This window comes from Herbaspirillum seropedicae (genome assembly GCF_001040945.1).
Lineage (GTDB): Bacteria > Pseudomonadota > Gammaproteobacteria > Burkholderiales > Burkholderiaceae_D > Herbaspirillum > Herbaspirillum seropedicae.
The window spans coordinates 1,904,173-1,922,324 of the sequence record NZ_CP011930.1 but is presented as its reverse complement, the minus strand read 5'-3'; the positions used below and the strand labels follow the sequence as shown (position 1 = coordinate 1,922,324).

Here is an 18,152-nt window from a genome sequence, read left to right as displayed (position 1 = left end):
CGCCTTGGTCATGCGGAAACAAGGACATCGCCCTCGCGCCGACATTCGCAGGAACCGCCCACTTCAGCTACCGATGCTTTCGTTATTGGTGATTGCTATGACGTCGGCAGCACACGCCGCCCCCCTTTGGCACGATCCGCAGTCACGAACAAGTTACGTAGTTAATTGCGTAATTGCTTACGCGCGCAGATCCAGCACCAGCACCTCCCATGGCGGGCTTACCCCTAAGCCCTTCTGCCTGAAGGTGTTACATATTTTACATATTTTGCATCTTTGATGCAATTGTGAGAGCATATTTTGTAGATTTGGTATTTTATTCGTAAACAAATTTGATATTTCACCTCCACCGCCGACAAAAACAAGGGGGAATCGCCAAGGGCCACGCCCGCGGCGCGGCGCTGGAAACCCAATCAGAACGCGACTCGACAAGCGTTCGTCAGGCTGAAAGGAGCCGTAGTGAGCACGGACCAACACTTTCTGGTGGTTGATGATTTTTCGACGATGCGGCGCATCATCATCGGGCTGCTCAAGGAGCTGGAGTACCTGAAGGTCACCGATGCCGACGATGGCACATCGGCATGGAAGATTCTGGAGTCCGGCGCGCTTCCCATCAGTTTCGTGATCACTGACTGGAACATGCCGGGCATGGACGGGCTGGGCCTGCTGAAGAAGATCCGCGAGACACCGCGACTCAAGCGACTGCCGGTACTCATGGTCAGCGCCGAGGCAAAGAAGGAGAACATCGTGCTGGCGGCAGAAACCGGGGCAGATGGCTACATCGTCAAGCCCTTCAATGCCGCAACGCTGGACGACAAGATCAGCAAGATCCTGCAGCGTCGCAGCAGCATGGGGCTGCAATAAGGCTGGGGCCGCGCAGGCGAGGCCTCGATACCTCAGTGCGATCTGCCGCCATGTACAGGACCCATAGTGCTGCGCTTCGACTGCGGAGGATATCCATGAAGCGCAGTGGCAAGCGCAGGTGGCGCTGCGCAGAGCGGCGCGGCGCAGAACCTCGAGTCGATAGCGCACGCGCATGCTGTCCATTTTTGAAGAGGAAGGCCTGAGCACTGGCTTCCCGCCAATGTCGCCTTTCCCGACCACACCAAGGAGCTAGTCACGCGATGCAGTCCCAAGACCATTTCAATATCCCGTTGGAGAACATCGAGGCAGCGGTCGCCCACCAGTCCGGCAGGCCACATCCGCTGAATGTGAAAGTCCCCACCCGCGCGGAAGTGGCCACGCTCCCGCTGGACGAGCTGTATCAGCTCATCCGCAAATGGATCCATAAAAGCGCCATCGAGATCGTGCCCAGCCGCAAGCAGATCGGCGAGGTGCTGGAGATCCTGCGCAGCCGTGCGGACATCCCTGCGATGCCGGCGCTGGTGGCGCTCTGCGAAGAATATGCCGGCCCCGGACATGCGCACAGCGCACCGGCAGAACCGTATCCGGAGGCGGCGGCGCCTGCTCCGGTGACGTCGTCCTGAAGACCTGCCCGTCGTTCCGATCATCCAACCTACTGACCTAAACCATGGAAACTGACTTTCATACGCTGTGCCGAGTCGTTGAACAACAGCATCTGATGCTGGCGCAGATGGCCAAGCTGCTGGAGACCGACATCGCCATCCGCGAAGCGCACACTTCCATCCTGCATACGCTCACCGCCATCGCCAGGAACGATCCGGACTTTCGTCGACTGCTATCGGAGATCCATACGTCACGCCTGAACATGCACATCCATACGGATGTCGATAACAAATTCATCCAGACCTATATCGATAACGTCAACACCTTCCTGCCTGATCAGTGGAAATATGCGCCGATGACCGCTGAGAAAAAATAGCGATGGCCAGCAGGCGCATTCGCTCCAGACCATCGCGCTAGCAGCGATCAGCCGGGCCACCAACCCTTGGGCCCTGGCTGCGGTCGCACCCATCGCGCGGGCAGAGGCCCGCCGTCCACTCCCCTCCTCCTACTTCCGGACCACGTCCAGGTCACAGGGCCAACGGCAGCAGCCGCGCTGCGGCTTGCCGTGCCATTGAGCCACAAAAAACTTGTGACTCCATGACGCAAGTCAGCTTACTGACAAACCACGACACGCCGGCAAACACTGAAATATAGTCGCGGTTACAATTCAAAGATTTTGGATGCAGGCTCAAGACCGAAGAAGCCCACCCCGGCGCAGCCTTGCGCGGGCCATGAGACACCTGGAAAGCTGAACAAAGCTGAGCAATAAGCTGCCTCCTCGCAATGGAGGCCAACAGGATCAGCGCATGAAAACGTTTTGATCGTCCGTCATCCGCAATAACGCCACGCATTGATATCTTCACAATCTTTTTGCAAAAAAACGAAATATGAAATCAGATGATGTTGTTTTCCCTATCTCTCCTCTGGGAGGGCGTCACTGATGGGCCGCGCCACACCGCCTGAAGTCAGGGATATGTCGATCGTCGACCCGGTGATGACCTCCCGTGAGGCCGCACGGATGCTGGGCGTGTCCATTACGACTGCGCAGATCTGGATGGAAAGCGGAATGCTGGCTTCCTGGAAAACGCCCGGCGGCCATCGCCGCACGCGCCGGAGTTCGGTGATGTCGCTCATCGGACATCAGGAAGTACCGGCAGTGGGAGAGGAGGACGGGCCTGAAGAGCTGGAAGCCCTGGCCTACCCTGCCGGTGCAGAAGAAGGCGACCGGGCCGCATTCGTGGAACGCATCATCGAGCGCTCGGCACCGGATACCCGCTTCGATCGCCTGACCTGGCTGGCCAGCGAGTTGCTCGATGCACCCATTTCGCTGATCACCTTCCTGACATCGGAACTCCAGATCTTCAAGTCGGCGCACGGCCTGAGCCTCAATGAGACGCCGCGCGCCTGGGCCTTTTGCAACTATACGATCGCGCATGAAGGCGTGTTTGCCGTCAGCGACACGCAGACAGACATGCGCTTCATGAACAATCCGCTGGTGACGTCCACCCCCTTTTTCCGCTTCTACGCGGGGGTGCGCCTGATGTACGAGGGCAAGGCGTTCGGCTCCCTGTGCGTCATCGATACCGAACCACGTATTCTGCGCTCCCATGAACAGCAAGCGCTGGAAGAACTGGCGATGCTGGCCTCGGATATCCTCCGGCTGCACATCCTGGAGTCCAGATAGACTGTTTCCGCCGCGCACGTCTGCGCGTTTCTGTTATGACTGCTCCAGGTCGCGGATGGCCCAGTTCAGCACGGCGTTATACATCACCGCCGACGCGCCCTCGGAGATGTCGCGCATGAAGGAAAACAATTGCTGCTGGCACGCCACCGCGGGCGCAGAAGCGACGCTGCCAAGATCACGCTTGGCGTGAGAGAGGGTGAAGTTGAGCGCCTCGATCATGTCCTCGCCGGCATCGGCTTGCAGGGCAAGATCGCGGATCTGTAAGGCGTATTTGCTGGCCAGTTCCATAGAGTTCATTTCATCAAGAGCGAATCCATTCCGGGTTGAGCGGCGCATCGAGCCGCGCACTGAGCCCCACCTTGCAATCAGGAAAGAAGACCTGCCCACGCTGCGGCGCTGCCCCTCAAGCGGTCAGGCCATCATTGGGTGTGCCTGGCAGCCTGAAGTTCCTGATCGCGTCCAGGCAATCGGCTGCCTGGCTCAACAGCAGGAAGGGATGCTCCTGCACCAGGCATTCGAATTGAGGAATCACCTTGGCCATCGCGCACGCCAGCGTGAGGTCATCTTCCTCTTCGCCCCATAAGAGCTTCTTGACGAAGACCTCGGCGCCCACTGCGCGCAGCACTGGCATGGCCAATTCCAGTTCGATGCTGCCCGTCTCTTCCGGACCGTAGCCTTCGCGCAGTATCCGTTCCACCGCCTTGTCCAGGTCCTCCGTTTGCTGTTGGTGCAGACGGGAACCGGCACGCTCGAAATAGTCCGTGAGCACAGCCATCTGGTTGGTGAGCTTGTTGACCGAAGTGATCATGACCCGGAGCTCGTCCGCGTCCAGCGCCGCTAACGCGGGCATGTTTACACCGGGATTGTTCATAGGCTCTGATAGGGTTCTGTCAGTTGGGTTATAGAAAGATTCACGACTCACGATTAATCGGAAATGCACCATCGTCGGTGAGCAGGTCGGCGGCCAGACAGCCTCGCAGCCGGCCTTCTACGTCGACCATGTTGATCACATTGATCACATTGATCACATTGATCATGTTGATCATATTGATCATGTTGACGATATGACTCGCCTCTGCAGGACCGCCATTGACGGATAGCGCGTGCGCTGGTCCCCTCTTATTCACCGAGGATCAGTTCCCGCAAGCGATCCTCCTGATCAATCACCGCCGCCACCGCCTTCAGCGATTCGCGCAATGCCTGCACCACCGATACAATGCCGCCGGTACGGGCCAGCGACTTGCTGGTGGGCTTGAGATGCAAGGCAGCGCTGCCGCCGGGATCGCCATGGGAATGCGCAGTGAGGATGCCAAACTCACGCAACAGGATCATCCCGACCGCCGCACTGGCTTCGCAGGGGACCGCCGCGCTGAAGCCGGCGTCCATATCCCGCTGCATCAGCAGGTAGCGCAACAAGTCTTCCGCGTCCAACATGACGCCGAGCGGGCTATGCCTGACCCAGGCGCCGAGTTCATGGCTGACCGCCTCGGCCAAGCGCTTTCCGCAGGCAGCCTCGCTGATCAACTGCAGCGAGGTGTAGGCCTGCAATGCCCGCAGCACACCGGCCATGGTCGGCGCACGCGCATCCGTACCCCACTCACGCGAACGCGCCTGCAGGGTGGTGATCGCGGCGGCATCGCCGCCCATCAATCCGGCGCGCGGACCATGCAGGCCTGCCTTGTCGCAACTGGTGATGACCAGGTCTGCCCCCAGCGAGAGCGCGGAGACGCCATCGCACAAGGCCGGACGCAGGCGCGCGCCATAGGCGTCATCAACCAGCACCACGGCCCCGACCGCATGGGCGATCTGGATCATGTTGAGCATGCCGTCATCGCGCAGGATGTCCAGATCGCTCGTGACCGGCGTGATGACCACCAGGTCCGGCCTGACGCGCTCGATGGACTGCTGCCAGTTCTGTTGCGCCGTGTGCTCATGCAAGCGGGCATTGGCCAGAGCCGCGCCACGACGTACCGAGGCGTGCGAACGGCCCTCTGGCGGCAGCAATGACATCACGATCCCATGGCCGGCCAGGGCGGCGATGGCGGTGATGATCCCTGCCGAGGTGCGATTGAACAGCGCTGCCCGGGCTTGGTCATCGCCCCCCAGATGGATCCTGGCGGCATTCTGGAACTGCCGCTCCATGCGGCTGGGGCCGAGCCACTCCTCGCACCAGGTCCGTGTATCTCCCTGACTCAGGGAAAAGTCCCCGGCATGGCCGCCAAATACGCCGATGGAGGTCTCGCCGAACAGCCGCAATCTCTCTGCGGCGAGACGCTGCCCGTAATTGAATCTGCGCATTTCCTCCACATGGGAACGGAGGATCCTGCCTCTGGCATATCCGGTTTCTTCGTCCAACAAATTGCCGAAACCATCCTTGACACCCGGGCGCGCGGCCCTGGCGTCAAATGGTACGGCGGCAAGCCGCGATGGCGAGATATCCGGGAGCATGGTCAATGATGTGTACGTGTGATCTTCTGGAGCGAGCAATGATGGTCAAGGACAGGCTGGCGTGCTGGCTAATGGGATTGGCGTTCAAACAGAAACAGGCGATAAATATCCTCGGCGATCTGCGCCAAGCCCTCGAAAGTCCGTATTTCACGGGCGCGGAAAATGCGCGGCTCGGTATCCATCACGCACAGCGCGCCGAAGACGACACCGTTATTCAAGCGCAAGCGCATGCCGGCAAAGCAGCGCACGAACGGCGCTCCCGTGACCAGACTGTGGTCGCTGAAACGTGGATCCTTGCTCGCATCCGGCACGAGAAAAACACCCTCGTGCAGCAGCGTGTGCTCGACAAAAGCACAGGGCCGAGTGGTTTCTTCGACATGCAGGCCGACCGGGCCGTGCCAAATCACGGTCTCGGAAGCAACAAGTCCAATCAACGACATCGGTACATCGAGCAATTCGCTAGCTAGCCAGTTCAGCCGCCGGAATCGCTCTTCAGATTGCATGTCATTCATTTTTATTTATGTAAGCGCGTTCCCCATTTGCCAACGCTCACTTCAATCAAAGCCGGACCGGTGGATAACCGGTCCCTGCCTCGACGAGGACGCCGCTCAAGCGCATCGTTCGACCGCCGGCGCCCTGCACCCAACGTCCAAGATCCCGCGCTTGGCACAGCCTCCTCTCGCAACGCCTTTGTCCGTGACCCCAAGGCGTCGTGATCCTGCGTGGCAACAACACCGATAAGCTGTTGGAAAAATTATAGACTGATTGCGGAAAAACTTTAATATTTTTTACTTTTAATACTTTTTGGAATCAAAAATACAACTAAAATCTGCTATATTTTGAGATTTCTAGTGATATTGTGACAAATAATCACAGATATCACCAATAAATACAGAATATACAAATACCAAAAGGAGAATAAGAAAAGCAACGCCCCATGGTCGGCGCCAAGGCACCATGGCAGCAAGGCAGCACGGCTGCAAGGTTGCCCGCAGGCAGCCATGGCCTGAAGTGAAGGCGCAACAAAAAAGCCCGCATCCTTTCGGATGCGGGCTTTACCCACGACTACCTCTGCTACGTTACTACTTACTCACTTGCTACCTTTACGACATTGGTCGCCTGCTTTCCCCGCGTACCAGTATCACGAGCAGACGACCGATCGAAGTATCTTTTAAGCAGCGAGGAGTGAAAATAAGAAAACTCTGAAAAACATCAATCCCGAAGCGGCGCTGCGTCCTTCTCGCTCTTGTCCTGCTTGAAACGGGTCACCAGCAACTGGTTGATGCGATTGCCTTCGATATCGACCACCTCGAACTTGAATTCGGCAAAGAGCACGAAATCGGTCTTCTTGGGAATCTTGCGCAGCATGTACATGATGAAGCCCGACAAGGTCTCATAGCCCACCGGGTTGGGATATTCATCGATGTCGAGCTCGCTCATGACGTCGTTCAAGGGCGTCAAGCCATCCATGAGCCAGGAATTCTCGTCGCGCCGCACGATCTGCTGCTCTTCTTCGGTGATGGCCAGCAGATTGCCCATGAGCACGCCGGTGACATCGGTGATGCTGATGATGCCCACCACCAGCGCATATTCGTTGACGACGATGGCCAGGTCTTCATCCATGGCCTTCATCCGCTCCAGCACTTCCCACAAGTTCAGGCTGTCGGGAATAGACAGCGGAGGATGCACCAGGCCTTTGTCGGCCAGCGAGAACTGTTCGCCCTTGAGCAGGCGCTTGAGCACATCCTTGCTGTCGATATAGCCCAGCACGGCATCGATGTGACCATCGCAGACCAGGAAGCGCGAGTGCGGATGGTCGATGATCTTCTGGCGTATCGTCGCCTCGCTATCGGTGAGCAGGAAGTAGACGATGCTGTCGCGCGGCGTCATGGCCGAGGGTACGTAACGGCTTTCCAGCTCGAACACGTTTTCGATCAGGTGATGCTCCTGCGTGAGCAGCACGCCGGCCTGGGCGCCGGCATCGACCATGGCGTGGATCTCGTTGGGCGTGATCACTTCCTGGCGCACCTGCGGCAGGCCGAACAGGGTGAAGATCCATTTCGACAGGCTGTTGAAGAACCACACCAGGGGCTTGAACAGCGTCTCCAGCAGCAACATGGGCTTGACCAGCGCCACCGCTGCGCGCTCCGGCGCCACCATGGCCAGGCGCTTGGGCATGAGGTCGGCAAAGAGGATGAAGAAGGCCGTCACCACCAGGAAAGACATGGCGAAGCTGGCGTTTTCCAGCCAGGGACCGATATAGAAGCTGCTGATGATCTCGCGCATGTGGGGCGTGAGGGCGGGTTCGCCCACCACACCGCCGAGGATGGCGACGGCGTTCAGGCCGATCTGGACGACGGTGAAGAAATTGCCCGGTTGCGCCTGCAGGGACAGGACGCGGTCGGCATTGTGTACGCCTTCCTTGGACATCATTTCCAGGCGGATCTTGCGCGAGGCGGCAATGGAAATCTCGGCGCAGGAAAGAAAGGCGCTGACCACGACCAGGAGCAGGATCAGCAGCAGACTGGTGAATATGCTCATGTTGTTCTTATCTCAATGATTTGACGTGACATTCTCTCCTGCAACAGGGAGAAAAGGCAAATCGCGTCAAACCCGGCGCATCCTTGTCCCCTGGCCCGGTATCAGGCGCGCCGGCCCGGACGTCCTCAGCGCAGCAATTCGTAGGGACCGCCCTTTTCCAGCGCCCGCTGGTAGGCGGGACGGGCATGGATGGCCTCGAGGTACTTGAGCAGGTTGGGATAACGTCCATCCAGGCCGCCACGGGCGCGCAGGGCTTCCACCGGGAAACTCATCTGGATGTCGGCCCCGCTGAACTGCGCCCCGGCAAACCAGCCCTGCTGGCCCAGCTCGTCCTCCATGAAGCGTAACTGGCGCTCTTGCTGCGGCGCCACCACGCGGCTGCGCATGCCTTCGGCCAGCATCCTGGCGATCGGGCGGATCAGCGTCGGCACCGCCTTGGGCATCTTGGCGAAGATCAGTTGCATCACCAGCCAAGGCATCGCCGATCCCTCGGCGAAGTGCAGCCAGTAGCGGTAACGCAGGCGCTCTGGCGTCCCGGACGCGGGCAGGAGGCCGCTGTGGGCGCCGTAGCGTTCCAGCAGGTATTCGATGATGTTGCCGGACTCGGCCACCGTCAGCTCGCCATCGGTGATGACCGGCGACTTGCCCAGCGGATGCACCTTCAGCAGCTCCGGCGGGGCCAGCATGGTCTTGGGGTCGCGCTGGTAGAACTTGATCTCGTAGTCCAGCCCCAGCTCTTCCAGCAGCCACAGCACGCGCTGGGAGCGGGAGTTGTTCAGGTGATGCACGGTGATCATGGCGCGGTCCTTGTAAAATGCGAGGCAACAACTCTAACACCATCAAGAAACCCGCCCCATGGCCGTCACGCCTCTTTACAAACAATTTGCCGACCAGCTCGCGGCCTCCATCCGCGACGGCGTGCTGCGCCCGGGCGAGCGCATCGCTTCGGTACGCATCGCCAGCCAGCAGCACAAGGTCAGCGTCACCACCGTGGTGCGCGCCTACGAACTACTGGAAAGCCGCGGCATCATCGAGAGCCAGCCGCAGTCCGGCTACTTCGTGCGCGAACAGCCCGAAGCGCCGCCCAAGCCGGCGCTGCGCACCACCTCGCGCGAAGACCATCCGGCCTGGCAGGAATCGACCGAGGTCGATGTGAGCCGGCTGGTGCTGGCCACGCTCAAGACCATCCAGCAGGACGGCACCGTGCCGCTGGGTTCGCCCTACCCTAACCCGGCGCTGTTTCCCTCGCACCGGCTGGCCCAGTATGCAGGGCGCATCGCCCGCCATGCCAGCCAGTCCAGCGTGTTCGACGACCTGCCGCCGGGCCACCCCGAACTGCTGCGCCAGATCGCCCGGCGTTACCTGGAAAACGGCCTGAAGGTGGACCCCGAGGAAATCGTCATCACCGTCGGTGCGACCGAGGCCATCAATCTGTGCCTGCAGGCCGTGGCCCGCCCCGGCGACACCATTGCCGTGGAGACCCCGACCTTCTACGCCATGCTGCACGCCATCGAGCGGCTGGGCATGCGGGCGCTGGAAATCCCGACCGATCCGCAACGCGGCATCGACGTGGGCGCGCTGGAAGAACGGATGAAGACGCAAGCCATCGCTGCCTGCATGGTGATGCCCAACTTCCAGAATCCGCTGGGCTTCCAGATGCCGGACAGCGAAAAGGAAAGGCTGGTGCGCCTGGCCGAGCAGCACCAGATGCCGGTCATCGAAAACGCTGTCTACAGCGAGCTGTATTACGGCAATGCCCACCCCTCTTCGCTGAAGAACTACGACCGCGACGGCCTGGTGCTGCACTGCTCGTCGTTTTCCAAGAGCCTGACCTCGGCCTATCGCATCGGCTGGGCCATGCCAGGCCGCTACCGGGCGCAGGTGGAAAAGCTCAAGTTCCTCAACACCCTGGCCACGCCGACGGCCCCGCAACGGGCCATTGCCGAATACCTCACCCAGGGCGGCTACGAACGCCACCTGCGGCGGGTGCGCCGCGCCTTTGCCCAGCAGCGCGACATGATGCGGCACTTCGTGCTGCGCTTCTTCCCGGCTGGCACGCAGGTGTCCGAACCGCAAGGTGGTTACGTGTTGTGGGTGGAGTTGCCGCAGGGGGTCGATGCGATGGAGTTGTATCGCCGCAGCCTGGCGCTGGGGATCACGGTGGCGCCGGGACGCATCTTTGCGGCGACCAACCGCTACAGTCATTTCATCCGACTCAACTACAGCTATGCCTGGTCCAAGGAGACCGAGCAGGCCTTGAAACTGGTAGGGAAACTGGTGGAGGAACTGGCGGGGTGAATTTGCGTGCGGAGCGCCCCTTCGGCGAGCTCAGGACAGGCTTCGATACGGCGCTGTCGCGCCTACTCAGTCCGAACGGTTTTTGGTGGAACCGACGCACAGAAAAAACCGTTCGGACTGAGTAGGCGCAGCGCGCCGTATCGAAGACGCGCCCCACGCCGCACTTACTTACTGAGGAGACACCAGCAAACTAACGCTGCCAGTCCCATCCTCATTCATCTCGACCTTCACCACGCCGGCCTCTTCCAGCGCCGACAAAAACCGCCGCAAGGTGCTCATACGCAATTGCGTACGCTTGGACAGGCGCGCCAGCGACAGCGCCCCGCCCTCCTTCTCCTCGGCATCGGCCTGCAGGGTTTCGACGATCAGCAGCACCTCGGGCGGCACGCCCATCTGCTGTGCACGCGCCTGCAGGTCAGCATCTTGCTGGGCCGGCATGTCAATCACACTCATGCTGCCCTCCCTTCAGGCCGCCGAACGCTGCACCGCCGAACGCGACAACAGCACCGGAATGGACTTGGAAGTAGGCGTACGCGCCTTGTCGGCAAAGCTTTCCAGCGGCACCAGCGGATTGGTCTCGGGGTAGTAGCTGCCAATGCAACCACGCGGAATCTCGTACTCCACCAGCAGGAAGCCCTCGGCGCGACGCTCCACGCCATCATCCCAGACGCTGGTGATGTCGACCCATTCACCATCCTTCAACCCCAGCATCTGCAAGTCCGCCGGGTTGATGAAGACCACCCGGCGCTGGCCGAACACGCCGCGATAACGGTCATCCATGCCATAGATGGTGGTGTTGTACTGGTCGTGCGAGCGGGTGGTCATGAGGGTCAGCAGCTTCTCGCCATGGATCGCGCGGGCGCGATGGATGGGCGTGTCCTTGGGAATGTCGTGGACGATGAAGTTGGCCTTGCCGCTGGCGGTCTTCCAGACCCGGTCGCGCGAGGCCACACCCAGGTGGAAGCCGCCCGGATTGGCGATGCGCTCGTTGTAGCCCTTGAAGGCGTCATAGACCTGCTCGATGGCGTCGCGGATGCGCGAGTAGTCCTCGGCGTACCACAGCCAGTCGATCTTGGGGCCGTTGTTGCGCGACTTCATGGTGGCTTCAGCCAGGTGCGCCACGATGGCCGTTTCCGACATCAGGTGCTCGGAAGCCGGCTTGTTGATGCCGTAGGAGACGTGCACCATGCTCATCGAATCTTCCACCGTCACGCCCTGCGGACCGGACTTCTGCATATCGATCTCGGTGCGGCCCATGGTCGGCAGGATCAACGCATCCTTGCCATGCACCAGGTGGCTGCGATTGAGCTTGGTGGTGATATGCACAGTCAGGTTGCAGGAACGCATGGCCTCGAAGGTGCGCGGCGTATCGGGCGTAGCCATGGCGAAGTTGCCGCCCAGGCCGATGAAGACCTTGGTACGGCCTTCCAGCATGGCCATGACCGAACCCACGGTGTCATTGCCGTGATGGCGCGGGGCCTTGAAGCCGAACACCTGCTCCAGGCGATCCAGGAAGGCCGGGGTCGGTTTTTCATCGATGCCCACGGTGCGGTCGCCCTGCACGTTGGAGTGGCCGCGCACCGGGCACAGGCCCGCGCCCTGGCGGCCGATGTTCCCGCGCAGCATCATCATGTTCGACAGCAGCTGGATGGTGGCGACCGCATGCTTGTGCTGGGTCAGGCCCATGCCCCAGGTGGCAATCACTGCCTTGCCCTTGACGTAGACCTGGGCCAGCTTCTCGATGTCCTCACGCGAGACGCCGGACTCGGCAACGATGTCGTCCCAGCTTTCGGCCCGCGCCTGGGCGGCGAATTCCTCGAAGCCCGCAGTGTGTTCCTCGATGAATTTCACGTCGATGACGCGCTCGGCGCCAGCGGCCCGGGCGGCGTCATCCAGTTCGATGGTGCGCTTGATGACGCCCTTGATCAGCGCCAGATCGCCCCCCAGCGTGGGGTGGATGAACATGGAACTGATGCGGGTGCTGCCCATGGTCAGCATCTCGACCTTGCTCTGGGGATCGGCAAAGCGCTCCAGGCCACGTTCCTTCAAGGGGTTGATGGCCACGATGGTGGCGCCGCGCTTGGAGGCGTGGCGCAGCTCGCCCATCATGCGCGGGTGGTTGGTGGCCGGGTTCTGGCCGAACAGCAGCAGCGTGTCGCAATGGTCGAAGTCTTCCAGCAGCACCGTGCCCTTGCCGATGCCGACCGTGCCCGGCAGGCCCACGCTGGTGGGCTCGTGGCACATGTTGGAGCAATCGGGGAAATTGTTGGTGCCGTATTGACGCACGAACAACTGGAACAGGAAGGCCGCCTCATTGCTGGCGCGCCCGGAGACATAGAAGTCGGCCATGTCCGGATCGGGCAAGGCATTGAGATGCTTGGCCATCAGCGCGAAGGCGTCGGCCCATTCGATCTTCTTGTACTTGTCGGTGGCGGCGTCGTAGACCATGGGATGGGTCAGGCGGCCATGCTCTTCCAGTTCGAAGTCAGACTGCTGCATCAGCTCGGTGACGGTGTGCTGCGCGAAGAACTCGGGGGTCACGCGCTTCTTGGTCGCCTCGGCGGCCACGGCCTTGACGCCGTTTTCGCAGAATTCGAAGGTGGAGGTATGTTCGCGATCCGGCCATGCGCAACCGGGACAATCAAAGCCATCAGGCTGGTTCTGCGACAACAGGGTGCGCAAGCCACGGCCATCGGCCACGTGTTCCTTGACCAGGTTCAGCGCGACGTACTTGAGCGCGCCCCAGCCGCCGGCAGGTTGATTGTATTGCTCGATTCTTGGTTTGGAAGGCATGATGTCTCGGGTCGGAGTGGAGTCCAGTGTAGGTGAAGTCTAGGACACACCGGCAGGCTCCGGAATGCACAGGAGCATCCGGCCGATTCAAGTACAGTGCTTGTCAACCTGCCCGCGCAAACGTCCCTCGCGCCGGCCCCGCTTTATCCGCACCGCTTTTGCGCTCAGTCTTGGCGCTCAATCATCCAGCGGCAGCGCCAGGGTTTCCTTGATCTCTTCCATCACCACATAGCTCTTGGACTGCGCCGCCCCCGGCAACTGCAAGAGGATGTCCCCCAGCAGCTTGCGGTATTCGGCCATGCCCCGGATACGGGCCTTGATCAGGTAGTCGAAATCGCCCGAGACCAGGTGGCATTCCTGCACCTCGGGGATGCGCAGCACTTCGCGCCGGAACTGCTCGAACATGTTGCCGGACTTGTGGTTCAGCGTGATCTCCACGAACACCAGCAGCGTCGCGCCCAGCGACTCCGGATTGACGCGGGCGTAATAGCCGGTGATGACGCCATCGCGCTCCATGCGCCGGACCCGCTCGATACAGGGCGTCACCGACAACCCGACCTGCTCGCCCAGCTCCTTCATGGAGATGCGGCCATCCTTTTGCAGCACGGCCAGGATGCGGTGATCGAGCTTGTCCAGGGTACGGACGGACTGTTGCTGAGTTCTCATGAGATTTTCCTGTTTCGGGGCGCTTTACAAGAAAACTTCATAAAACACCGGATAAATACGTGAACAAACACTACATATTCGCTCCTATCATAGCTGAATCTTCTGCCAATCGACCAATTCATCTATTTCATCTGTTTCAACAGCACTTGGCAGCGTCAACATTTCAAAACGGGGAGTCAGCATGCGTGTGGTCATTCTTGGAAGCGGTGTCATCGGCGTCACCAGCGCCTGGTATCTGGCCCGCGCCGGCCACGACGTCACCGTGCTGGACCGCCAGCCCGGCCCGGCGCTGGAAACCTCGTTCGGCAACGCCGGCCAGATCTCCCCGGGTTATGCATCGCCCTGGGCCGCCCCGGGCATTCCGTTGAAGGCCATCAAGTGGATGTTCCAGGAGCACGCCCCGCTGGCCATCCGCCTCGACGGCAGCTTCAACCAGCTGCGCTGGATGTGGCAGATGCTGCGCAACTGCAATGCCGAGCGTTACGCCGTCAACAAGGAACGCATGGTGCGCCTGGCCGAATACAGCCGCGACTGCCTGCGCGACCTGCGTGCCGACGTCGGCATTCCCTATGAAGGCCGCCAGCAAGGCACCCTGCAACTGTTCCGCAGCCAGGAGCAGTTGGAAGGCGCGGCCAAGGATATCGCCGTGCTCAAGGAAGCCGGCGTTCCCTTCGAACTGCTGACCCCGGACCAGTTGGGCAATGCCGAACCGGCGCTGGCCAAGGTGCGCGACAAGCTCACCGGCGGCCTGCGCCTGCCCAATGACGAGACTGGCGATTGCCAGCTCTTCACCACCCGGCTGGCGACGATGGCAGAACAGATCGGCGTGAAGTTCCGCTACGGCGTGGACATCGATGCGCTGGCCATGGCCGGCGGCAAGATCGCTGGCGTGGTGTGTGGCAAGGAACTGGTGCAGGCGGACAGCTATGTGGTGGCGCTGGGATCGTATTCGCCGCAGCTGCTGGGCGAGGTGCCGGGCCTGCCGGCCATCCCGGTCTATCCGCTCAAGGGCTACTCCATCACCGTCCCCATCACCGACGCCTCGGCGGCCCCGGTCTCGACCATCCTGGACGAAACCTACAAGATCGCCGTGACCCGCTTCGATGACCGCATCCGCGTGGGCGGCATGGCCGAGATCGTCGGTTACGACACCGCCTTGAAGGCCAAGCGCCGCGCCACGCTGGAGCTGGTGGTCAACGACCTCTTCCCGGGCGCCGGCGACACCGCCCAGGCCAGCTTCTGGACCGGCCTGCGCCCGATGACCCCGGACGGCACCCCAGTGGTCGGCGCCACGCCGGTCTCCAATCTCTACATCAACACCGGCCATGGCACCCTGGGCTGGACCATGTCCTGCGGCTCGGGGCAGTTGCTGGCCGACCTGATCTCGGGTCGTCGTCCGGCCATTGCCCACGAAGACCTGTCGGTGGAGCGCTACCTCTCCTCCGGCGGTCGCGCGCAGACGCCGCGCCTGGCGGGCGCATGAGGATGAAATAGTTTCTTCTGCATCCCTCGCAGAATGCTTGGCCGGAGTCCAGTTCTCCGGCCTTTTTTTATGACTGCCAGGATCAGCGCAACGCAATCGCCGGGGCGGCTGCCAGCACCCGCAGCGGTGCTGGTGCAACTGCTGGCGCCGCGTGTAGTGCCTGCTCCTCACGGCCGGCCAGCTTGAAGGCCCCCATCAAGTCCAGCAGCTTGCTGGCTTGCGCGCTCAGGCTCTCGGCCGCCGCTGCCGACTGTTCCACCAGCGCGGCATTCTGCTGGGTCACATCATCGAGCTGCTGCACGGCTGTGCCCACCTGCGAGATACCCTGGGTCTGCTCCTGGGTGGACACGCCGATCTCATTGACCAGCCCCGACACATGGCGCACCTGGGTGACGACCTCGCCGATGGCGTCAGCGGCTTCCTGCACCTTGCTATACCCGGCATCGACCTTGGAGACACTGTCTTCGATGAGCGTCTTGATCTCGCGCGCGGCCTGGGCCGAACGATGGGCCAGCGTGCGCACTTCCGATGCCACCACCGCAAAGCCACGCCCCTGTTCGCCGGCACGGGCTGCTTCCACCGCCGCGTTCAAGGCCAGGATGTTGGTCTGGAAGGCGATGGCGTCGATGACCACGATGATTTCCTTGATGCGCGCCGAGCTCGATGCAATGTCTCCCATCAGGTCCACCACGCCCGAGACCGCCTGCCCGCCATGGCCGGCCGCTTGGCTGGCGTCGCCGGCCAGCTTGACCGCTTCGGCAACGGTCTGGGCATTGTGCTTGACGGTGCTGGTCAGTTCTTCCATGGAGGCGGCCGTCTCTTCCAGGTTGGAGGCCTGCTCCTCGGTACGCTGACTGAGATTGAGATTGCCGTCGGCGATTTCGGAGGCGCCGGTATCGATGGCGTGGCAACTCTTGTAGACCTCCTGCACCAGATGGGCCAGGCGCGCGCGCATGGTTTCCATGGCGGCCAGCACACTGCCCTGGTCGCCGGCACGCAGGCGCACTTGCGTGGCCAGGTCGCCATCGGCAATGGCCTGGGCGATATCGACCGCATAATCCGGCTCGCCACCCAGCTGGCGCGTGATGGAGCGCTGGATCACCACGCTGAAGGCCACCCCCAGCGCCACCGTCAGGGCCAGCAGCGCCACCAGCCGCCAGGCGGTGCTATCCACACCTTCGGCGGAGACGTTCATGTGGTCCTGCACCGACTGGTCGTAGAGCTTGACCACCTGCAGGAACACGTCACGCAGCTTGACGTGGGCCGGATCGGTGGTCTTCTGCAACTCGGCCAGGGCGCCGGCCTGGTCGTCCTGGTCAGCCTTGTCCATGAGCCGCTGGAACGACTCCTTGTAGGCCGGCCAGGCCTGGTTCAATGCGGACACCAGCGGGGCCAGCTGCGCGGTCTTCTCGGCGCCTTGCAGGTAGTCGAAGGCTTCCTGGATCTGGGCCTCGGCCTTCTGGTTCAGGGCGCGCGTACCGATGCGCGACTTGGGGTCGCCGGCATTGGGATAGATGTAGGAATAACCGCGCCGGAAGTGGATGGCCATGGCCAAGGCGGCGGTATTGAGCTTCTGCATGGGCTCGATGCGGTCGTGATACATCTGCCGCTCTTGCGCGCTGATGCTGCGCAGACTGACGATGTTCCAGCTCACCATGGCCAGCATGGCGGCCAGGAACAGCGCGGAAAGCAGCGCAAGACGTGCCGAGACGCGCAGTTTTTGCAGAAATGACATGAATTTTCTCCCCAATCTTTGGCTAGTCGTTGTCGTTGTAGATGTTGTCCGATGACCGACCAATTTACACCAAGTGGATTGCCTATCGGAAAAAATTTCCGCTTCCAGTTGGCATCCTGCCGCCACTCTGGCCACTCCTCCTACTCTGCCCCATCAATCGGCACGCGCTGGTGCAGCCTGCGCCGCCGGATGGGCCGATGGCATGTGGCCGGTCATCTTGCGAAACATCGTCGAAAAGGCAGCGGGCCGCTCATAGCCCAGGTCATAGGCAATGGTGGTAACAGGCTGGCCCAGCGCCAGGCGCGAGATGGCGTACATGACACAGGCGCGCAGACGCCACTGCTGGAAGCCCATGCCGGTCTGGGCCAGGAAGCGGCGGCTGAAGGTCCGTTCGCTGATATGCAGCTGGAGCGCCCACTGGGCCGGTCCCGAACGGATCGACGGCGCGGCCAGGAAACGGTGGCACAGCTCGCCCAACCGAGGCTCCGGCGGCAATGGGACATGGGCCGGGATTTCCTCGGCGCGGCCGATTTCATCGAGCAGCAGGCGGATCAGGTTTTCTTCCCGGCTGTGGAGGACGTAATGGGGGTCCATGCGGGTGGCCTCGATGAGAAGCTCGCGCAGCAGCGGGCGCACCGCCAGCACCTGGCAGGAAGACGCCACGCGCGGCGCATGTTCAGGCTCGATGAAGGCGCTGCAGGTGGTGACGGCTTGCAGCATGCGGCTCTGGTGCTCACGCCCAGAGGGAATCCACACCGCATGCTGGGGCGGCACTACCCAGGCGCCATCGGCAGTGATCACCTGCATCAGTCCGCTCAGGCCATACAGCAGCTGCGCGCGTCGATGGCTGTGCCAGGGCTGCACTGCGCCGTGTCGGTACTGCGCACCGGCCGCGACCACCGGGCGCGCAATGCCATCCACCTGATCGATGGGCAGGACGGCAGGGCGGGCGGGATGAGCGGCAGGCGTGATCATCGGCTGCGGTGCAAGAGATGGCGGAAATTCGAATATTATTGTCCCGGCATCGAAAGTCAGTCAAA

General features: G+C 61.5%; 20 protein-coding genes. 7 read left to right on the top strand and 13 right to left on the bottom strand.

What is annotated here, in order from left to right; genetic code table 11:
- The first annotated feature begins 456 nt into the window (after positions 1–456).
- The 3 genes from ACP92_RS08410 to ACP92_RS08400 all read left to right on the top strand — a co-directional run bounded on the left by ACP92_RS08410 (position 457) and on the right by ACP92_RS08400 (position 1,840).
- Positions 457–861: a response regulator gene (locus tag ACP92_RS08410; protein ID WP_013233709.1), complete on the top strand. Its 405-nt coding sequence runs from the start codon at positions 457–459 to the stop codon at positions 859–861.
- A 260-nt stretch (positions 862–1,121) separates the two neighbouring features.
- Positions 1,122–1,484, top strand: a complete 363-nt coding sequence (locus ACP92_RS24055) for a hypothetical protein (protein ID WP_013233708.1) — start codon at positions 1,122–1,124, stop codon at positions 1,482–1,484.
- Positions 1,485–1,528: 44 nt separating this feature from the next.
- Positions 1,529–1,840, top strand: a complete 312-nt coding sequence (locus ACP92_RS08400) for a hypothetical protein (RefSeq protein ID WP_139970564.1) — start codon at positions 1,529–1,531, stop codon at positions 1,838–1,840.
- Positions 1,841–1,991: 151 nt separating this feature from the next.
- On the opposite strand, the gene ACP92_RS24545 is transcribed toward ACP92_RS08400, so the two are convergent.
- Positions 1,992–2,315 (bottom strand): hypothetical protein, encoded by a 324-nt coding sequence (locus ACP92_RS24545; protein WP_156181766.1) that lies wholly within the window; start codon positions 2,313–2,315, stop codon positions 1,992–1,994.
- 122 nt (positions 2,316–2,437) lie between these two features.
- Here ACP92_RS24545 and ACP92_RS08395 point away from each other — a divergent pair, with 122 nt between their 5' ends.
- Entirely contained in the window at positions 2,438–3,148 is a 711-nt protein-coding gene (locus ACP92_RS08395; protein WP_013233706.1) for a GAF domain-containing protein, read from the top strand.
- Positions 3,149–3,181: 33 nt separating this feature from the next.
- Here the strand turns inward: ACP92_RS08395 and ACP92_RS08390 are convergent, their stop codons facing one another.
- From ACP92_RS08390 to ACP92_RS08380, 4 genes are all read right to left on the bottom strand, one after another.
- Positions 3,182–3,436, bottom strand: a complete 255-nt coding sequence (locus ACP92_RS08390; RefSeq protein ID WP_041310479.1) for a hypothetical protein — start codon at positions 3,434–3,436, stop codon at positions 3,182–3,184.
- A gap of 115 nt (positions 3,437–3,551) precedes the next feature.
- Positions 3,552–3,956, bottom strand: coding sequence for a hypothetical protein (locus ACP92_RS08385; protein ID WP_156181764.1), 405 nt, complete (start codon positions 3,954–3,956; stop codon positions 3,552–3,554).
- A gap of 103 nt (positions 3,957–4,059) precedes the next feature.
- Positions 4,060–4,194: a hypothetical protein gene (locus ACP92_RS25180; protein WP_276325959.1), complete on the bottom strand. Its 135-nt coding sequence runs from the start codon at positions 4,192–4,194 to the stop codon at positions 4,060–4,062.
- Between the two features lie 73 nt (positions 4,195–4,267).
- On the bottom strand, positions 4,268–5,290 hold the full coding sequence (locus ACP92_RS08380) for an aminotransferase class I/II-fold pyridoxal phosphate-dependent enzyme (RefSeq protein WP_049788055.1): 1,023 nt from the start codon (positions 5,288–5,290) through the stop codon (positions 4,268–4,270).
- Positions 5,291–5,359: 69 nt separating this feature from the next.
- On the opposite strand from ACP92_RS08380, the gene ACP92_RS24050 reads away from it, so the two are divergent.
- Positions 5,360–5,605: a hypothetical protein gene (locus tag ACP92_RS24050; RefSeq protein ID WP_049788054.1), complete on the top strand. Its 246-nt coding sequence runs from the start codon at positions 5,360–5,362 to the stop codon at positions 5,603–5,605.
- A gap of 59 nt (positions 5,606–5,664) precedes the next feature.
- Here the strand turns inward: ACP92_RS24050 and ACP92_RS24240 are convergent, their stop codons facing one another.
- The 3 genes from ACP92_RS24240 to ACP92_RS08365 all read right to left on the bottom strand — a co-directional run bounded on the left by ACP92_RS24240 (position 5,665) and on the right by ACP92_RS08365 (position 8,934).
- Positions 5,665–6,108: a GAF domain-containing protein gene (locus tag ACP92_RS24240; RefSeq protein WP_081441892.1), complete on the bottom strand. Its 444-nt coding sequence runs from the start codon at positions 6,106–6,108 to the stop codon at positions 5,665–5,667.
- A 700-nt stretch (positions 6,109–6,808) separates the two neighbouring features.
- On the bottom strand, positions 6,809–8,137 hold the full coding sequence (paeA, locus tag ACP92_RS08370) for a polyamine export protein PaeA (protein ID WP_048348520.1): 1,329 nt from the start codon (positions 8,135–8,137) through the stop codon (positions 6,809–6,811).
- Between the two features lie 125 nt (positions 8,138–8,262).
- On the bottom strand, positions 8,263–8,934 hold the full coding sequence (locus ACP92_RS08365) for a glutathione S-transferase family protein (RefSeq protein ID WP_013233700.1): 672 nt from the start codon (positions 8,932–8,934) through the stop codon (positions 8,263–8,265).
- A gap of 58 nt (positions 8,935–8,992) precedes the next feature.
- Here ACP92_RS08365 and ACP92_RS08360 point away from each other — a divergent pair, with 58 nt between their 5' ends.
- Positions 8,993–10,435 carry an aminotransferase-like domain-containing protein gene (locus ACP92_RS08360; protein WP_013233699.1) on the top strand — a complete coding sequence of 481 codons (1,443 nt, stop codon included), beginning with the start codon at positions 8,993–8,995 and terminating at the stop codon, positions 10,433–10,435.
- 168 nt (positions 10,436–10,603) lie between these two features.
- Here the strand turns inward: ACP92_RS08360 and ACP92_RS08355 are convergent, their stop codons facing one another.
- The 3 genes from ACP92_RS08355 to ACP92_RS08345 all read right to left on the bottom strand — a co-directional run bounded on the left by ACP92_RS08355 (position 10,604) and on the right by ACP92_RS08345 (position 13,894).
- Complete coding sequence (locus tag ACP92_RS08355) at positions 10,604–10,888, bottom strand: helix-turn-helix domain-containing protein (RefSeq protein ID WP_039790014.1); 285 nt, start codon at positions 10,886–10,888, stop codon at positions 10,604–10,606.
- Positions 10,889–10,900: 12 nt separating this feature from the next.
- The gene (locus ACP92_RS08350; RefSeq protein WP_013233698.1) at positions 10,901–13,228 is read right to left on the bottom strand and encodes an FdhF/YdeP family oxidoreductase; all 2,328 of its coding nucleotides are present in this window, start codon (positions 13,226–13,228) and stop codon (positions 10,901–10,903) included.
- Between the two features lie 177 nt (positions 13,229–13,405).
- On the bottom strand, positions 13,406–13,894 hold the full coding sequence (locus ACP92_RS08345) for an Lrp/AsnC ligand binding domain-containing protein (RefSeq protein WP_006464533.1): 489 nt from the start codon (positions 13,892–13,894) through the stop codon (positions 13,406–13,408).
- A gap of 181 nt (positions 13,895–14,075) precedes the next feature.
- Between ACP92_RS08345 and ACP92_RS08340 the strand changes: the two genes are divergently transcribed.
- Positions 14,076–15,377, top strand: a complete 1,302-nt coding sequence (locus ACP92_RS08340; RefSeq protein ID WP_013233697.1) for a D-amino acid dehydrogenase — start codon at positions 14,076–14,078, stop codon at positions 15,375–15,377.
- A gap of 82 nt (positions 15,378–15,459) precedes the next feature.
- Here ACP92_RS08340 and ACP92_RS08335 read toward each other — a convergent pair whose 3' ends face one another.
- Positions 15,460–17,112 (bottom strand): methyl-accepting chemotaxis protein, encoded by a 1,653-nt coding sequence (locus ACP92_RS08335; protein WP_013233696.1) that lies wholly within the window; start codon positions 17,110–17,112, stop codon positions 15,460–15,462.
- A gap of 153 nt (positions 17,113–17,265) precedes the next feature.
- Complete coding sequence (locus ACP92_RS08330) at positions 17,266–18,087, bottom strand: AraC family transcriptional regulator (RefSeq protein WP_013233695.1); 822 nt, start codon at positions 18,085–18,087, stop codon at positions 17,266–17,268.
- Positions 18,088–18,152: the final 65 nt, after the last annotated feature.

Bases quoted from the DNA above. Each gene is read 5' to 3' on its own strand.
- ACP92_RS24055 (WP_013233708.1), top strand. From the start codon at position 1,122: ATGCAGTCCCAAGACCATTTCAATATCCCGTTGGAGAACATCGAGGCA.
- ACP92_RS08400 (WP_139970564.1), top strand. From the start codon at position 1,529: ATGGAAACTGACTTTCATACGCTGTGCCGAGTCGTTGAACAACAGCAT.
- ACP92_RS24545 (WP_156181766.1), bottom strand. From the start codon at position 2,315: ATGCGTGGCGTTATTGCGGATGACGGACGATCAAAACGTTTTCATGCG.
- ACP92_RS08395 (WP_013233706.1), top strand. From the start codon at position 2,438: ATGTCGATCGTCGACCCGGTGATGACCTCCCGTGAGGCCGCACGGATG.
- ACP92_RS08390 (WP_041310479.1), bottom strand. From the start codon at position 3,436: ATGGAACTGGCCAGCAAATACGCCTTACAGATCCGCGATCTTGCCCTG.
- ACP92_RS08385 (WP_156181764.1), bottom strand. From the start codon at position 3,956: ATGATCACTTCGGTCAACAAGCTCACCAACCAGATGGCTGTGCTCACG.
- ACP92_RS25180 (WP_276325959.1), bottom strand. From the start codon at position 4,194: ATGATCAACATGATCAATGTGATCAATGTGATCAATGTGATCAACATG.
- ACP92_RS08380 (WP_049788055.1), bottom strand. From the start codon at position 5,290: ATGGAGCGGCAGTTCCAGAATGCCGCCAGGATCCATCTGGGGGGCGAT.
- ACP92_RS24050 (WP_049788054.1), top strand. From the start codon at position 5,360: ATGGCCGCCAAATACGCCGATGGAGGTCTCGCCGAACAGCCGCAATCT.
- ACP92_RS24240 (WP_081441892.1), bottom strand. From the start codon at position 6,108: ATGAATGACATGCAATCTGAAGAGCGATTCCGGCGGCTGAACTGGCTA.
- paeA (WP_048348520.1), bottom strand. From the start codon at position 8,137: ATGAGCATATTCACCAGTCTGCTGCTGATCCTGCTCCTGGTCGTGGTC.
- ACP92_RS08365 (WP_013233700.1), bottom strand. From the start codon at position 8,934: ATGATCACCGTGCATCACCTGAACAACTCCCGCTCCCAGCGCGTGCTG.
- ACP92_RS08360 (WP_013233699.1), top strand. From the start codon at position 8,993: ATGGCCGTCACGCCTCTTTACAAACAATTTGCCGACCAGCTCGCGGCC.
- ACP92_RS08355 (WP_039790014.1), bottom strand. From the start codon at position 10,888: ATGAGTGTGATTGACATGCCGGCCCAGCAAGATGCTGACCTGCAGGCG.
- ACP92_RS08350 (WP_013233698.1), bottom strand. From the start codon at position 13,228: ATGCCTTCCAAACCAAGAATCGAGCAATACAATCAACCTGCCGGCGGC.
- ACP92_RS08345 (WP_006464533.1), bottom strand. From the start codon at position 13,894: ATGAGAACTCAGCAACAGTCCGTCCGTACCCTGGACAAGCTCGATCAC.
- ACP92_RS08340 (WP_013233697.1), top strand. From the start codon at position 14,076: ATGCGTGTGGTCATTCTTGGAAGCGGTGTCATCGGCGTCACCAGCGCC.
- ACP92_RS08335 (WP_013233696.1), bottom strand. From the start codon at position 17,112: ATGTCATTTCTGCAAAAACTGCGCGTCTCGGCACGTCTTGCGCTGCTT.
- ACP92_RS08330 (WP_013233695.1), bottom strand. From the start codon at position 18,087: ATGATCACGCCTGCCGCTCATCCCGCCCGCCCTGCCGTCCTGCCCATC.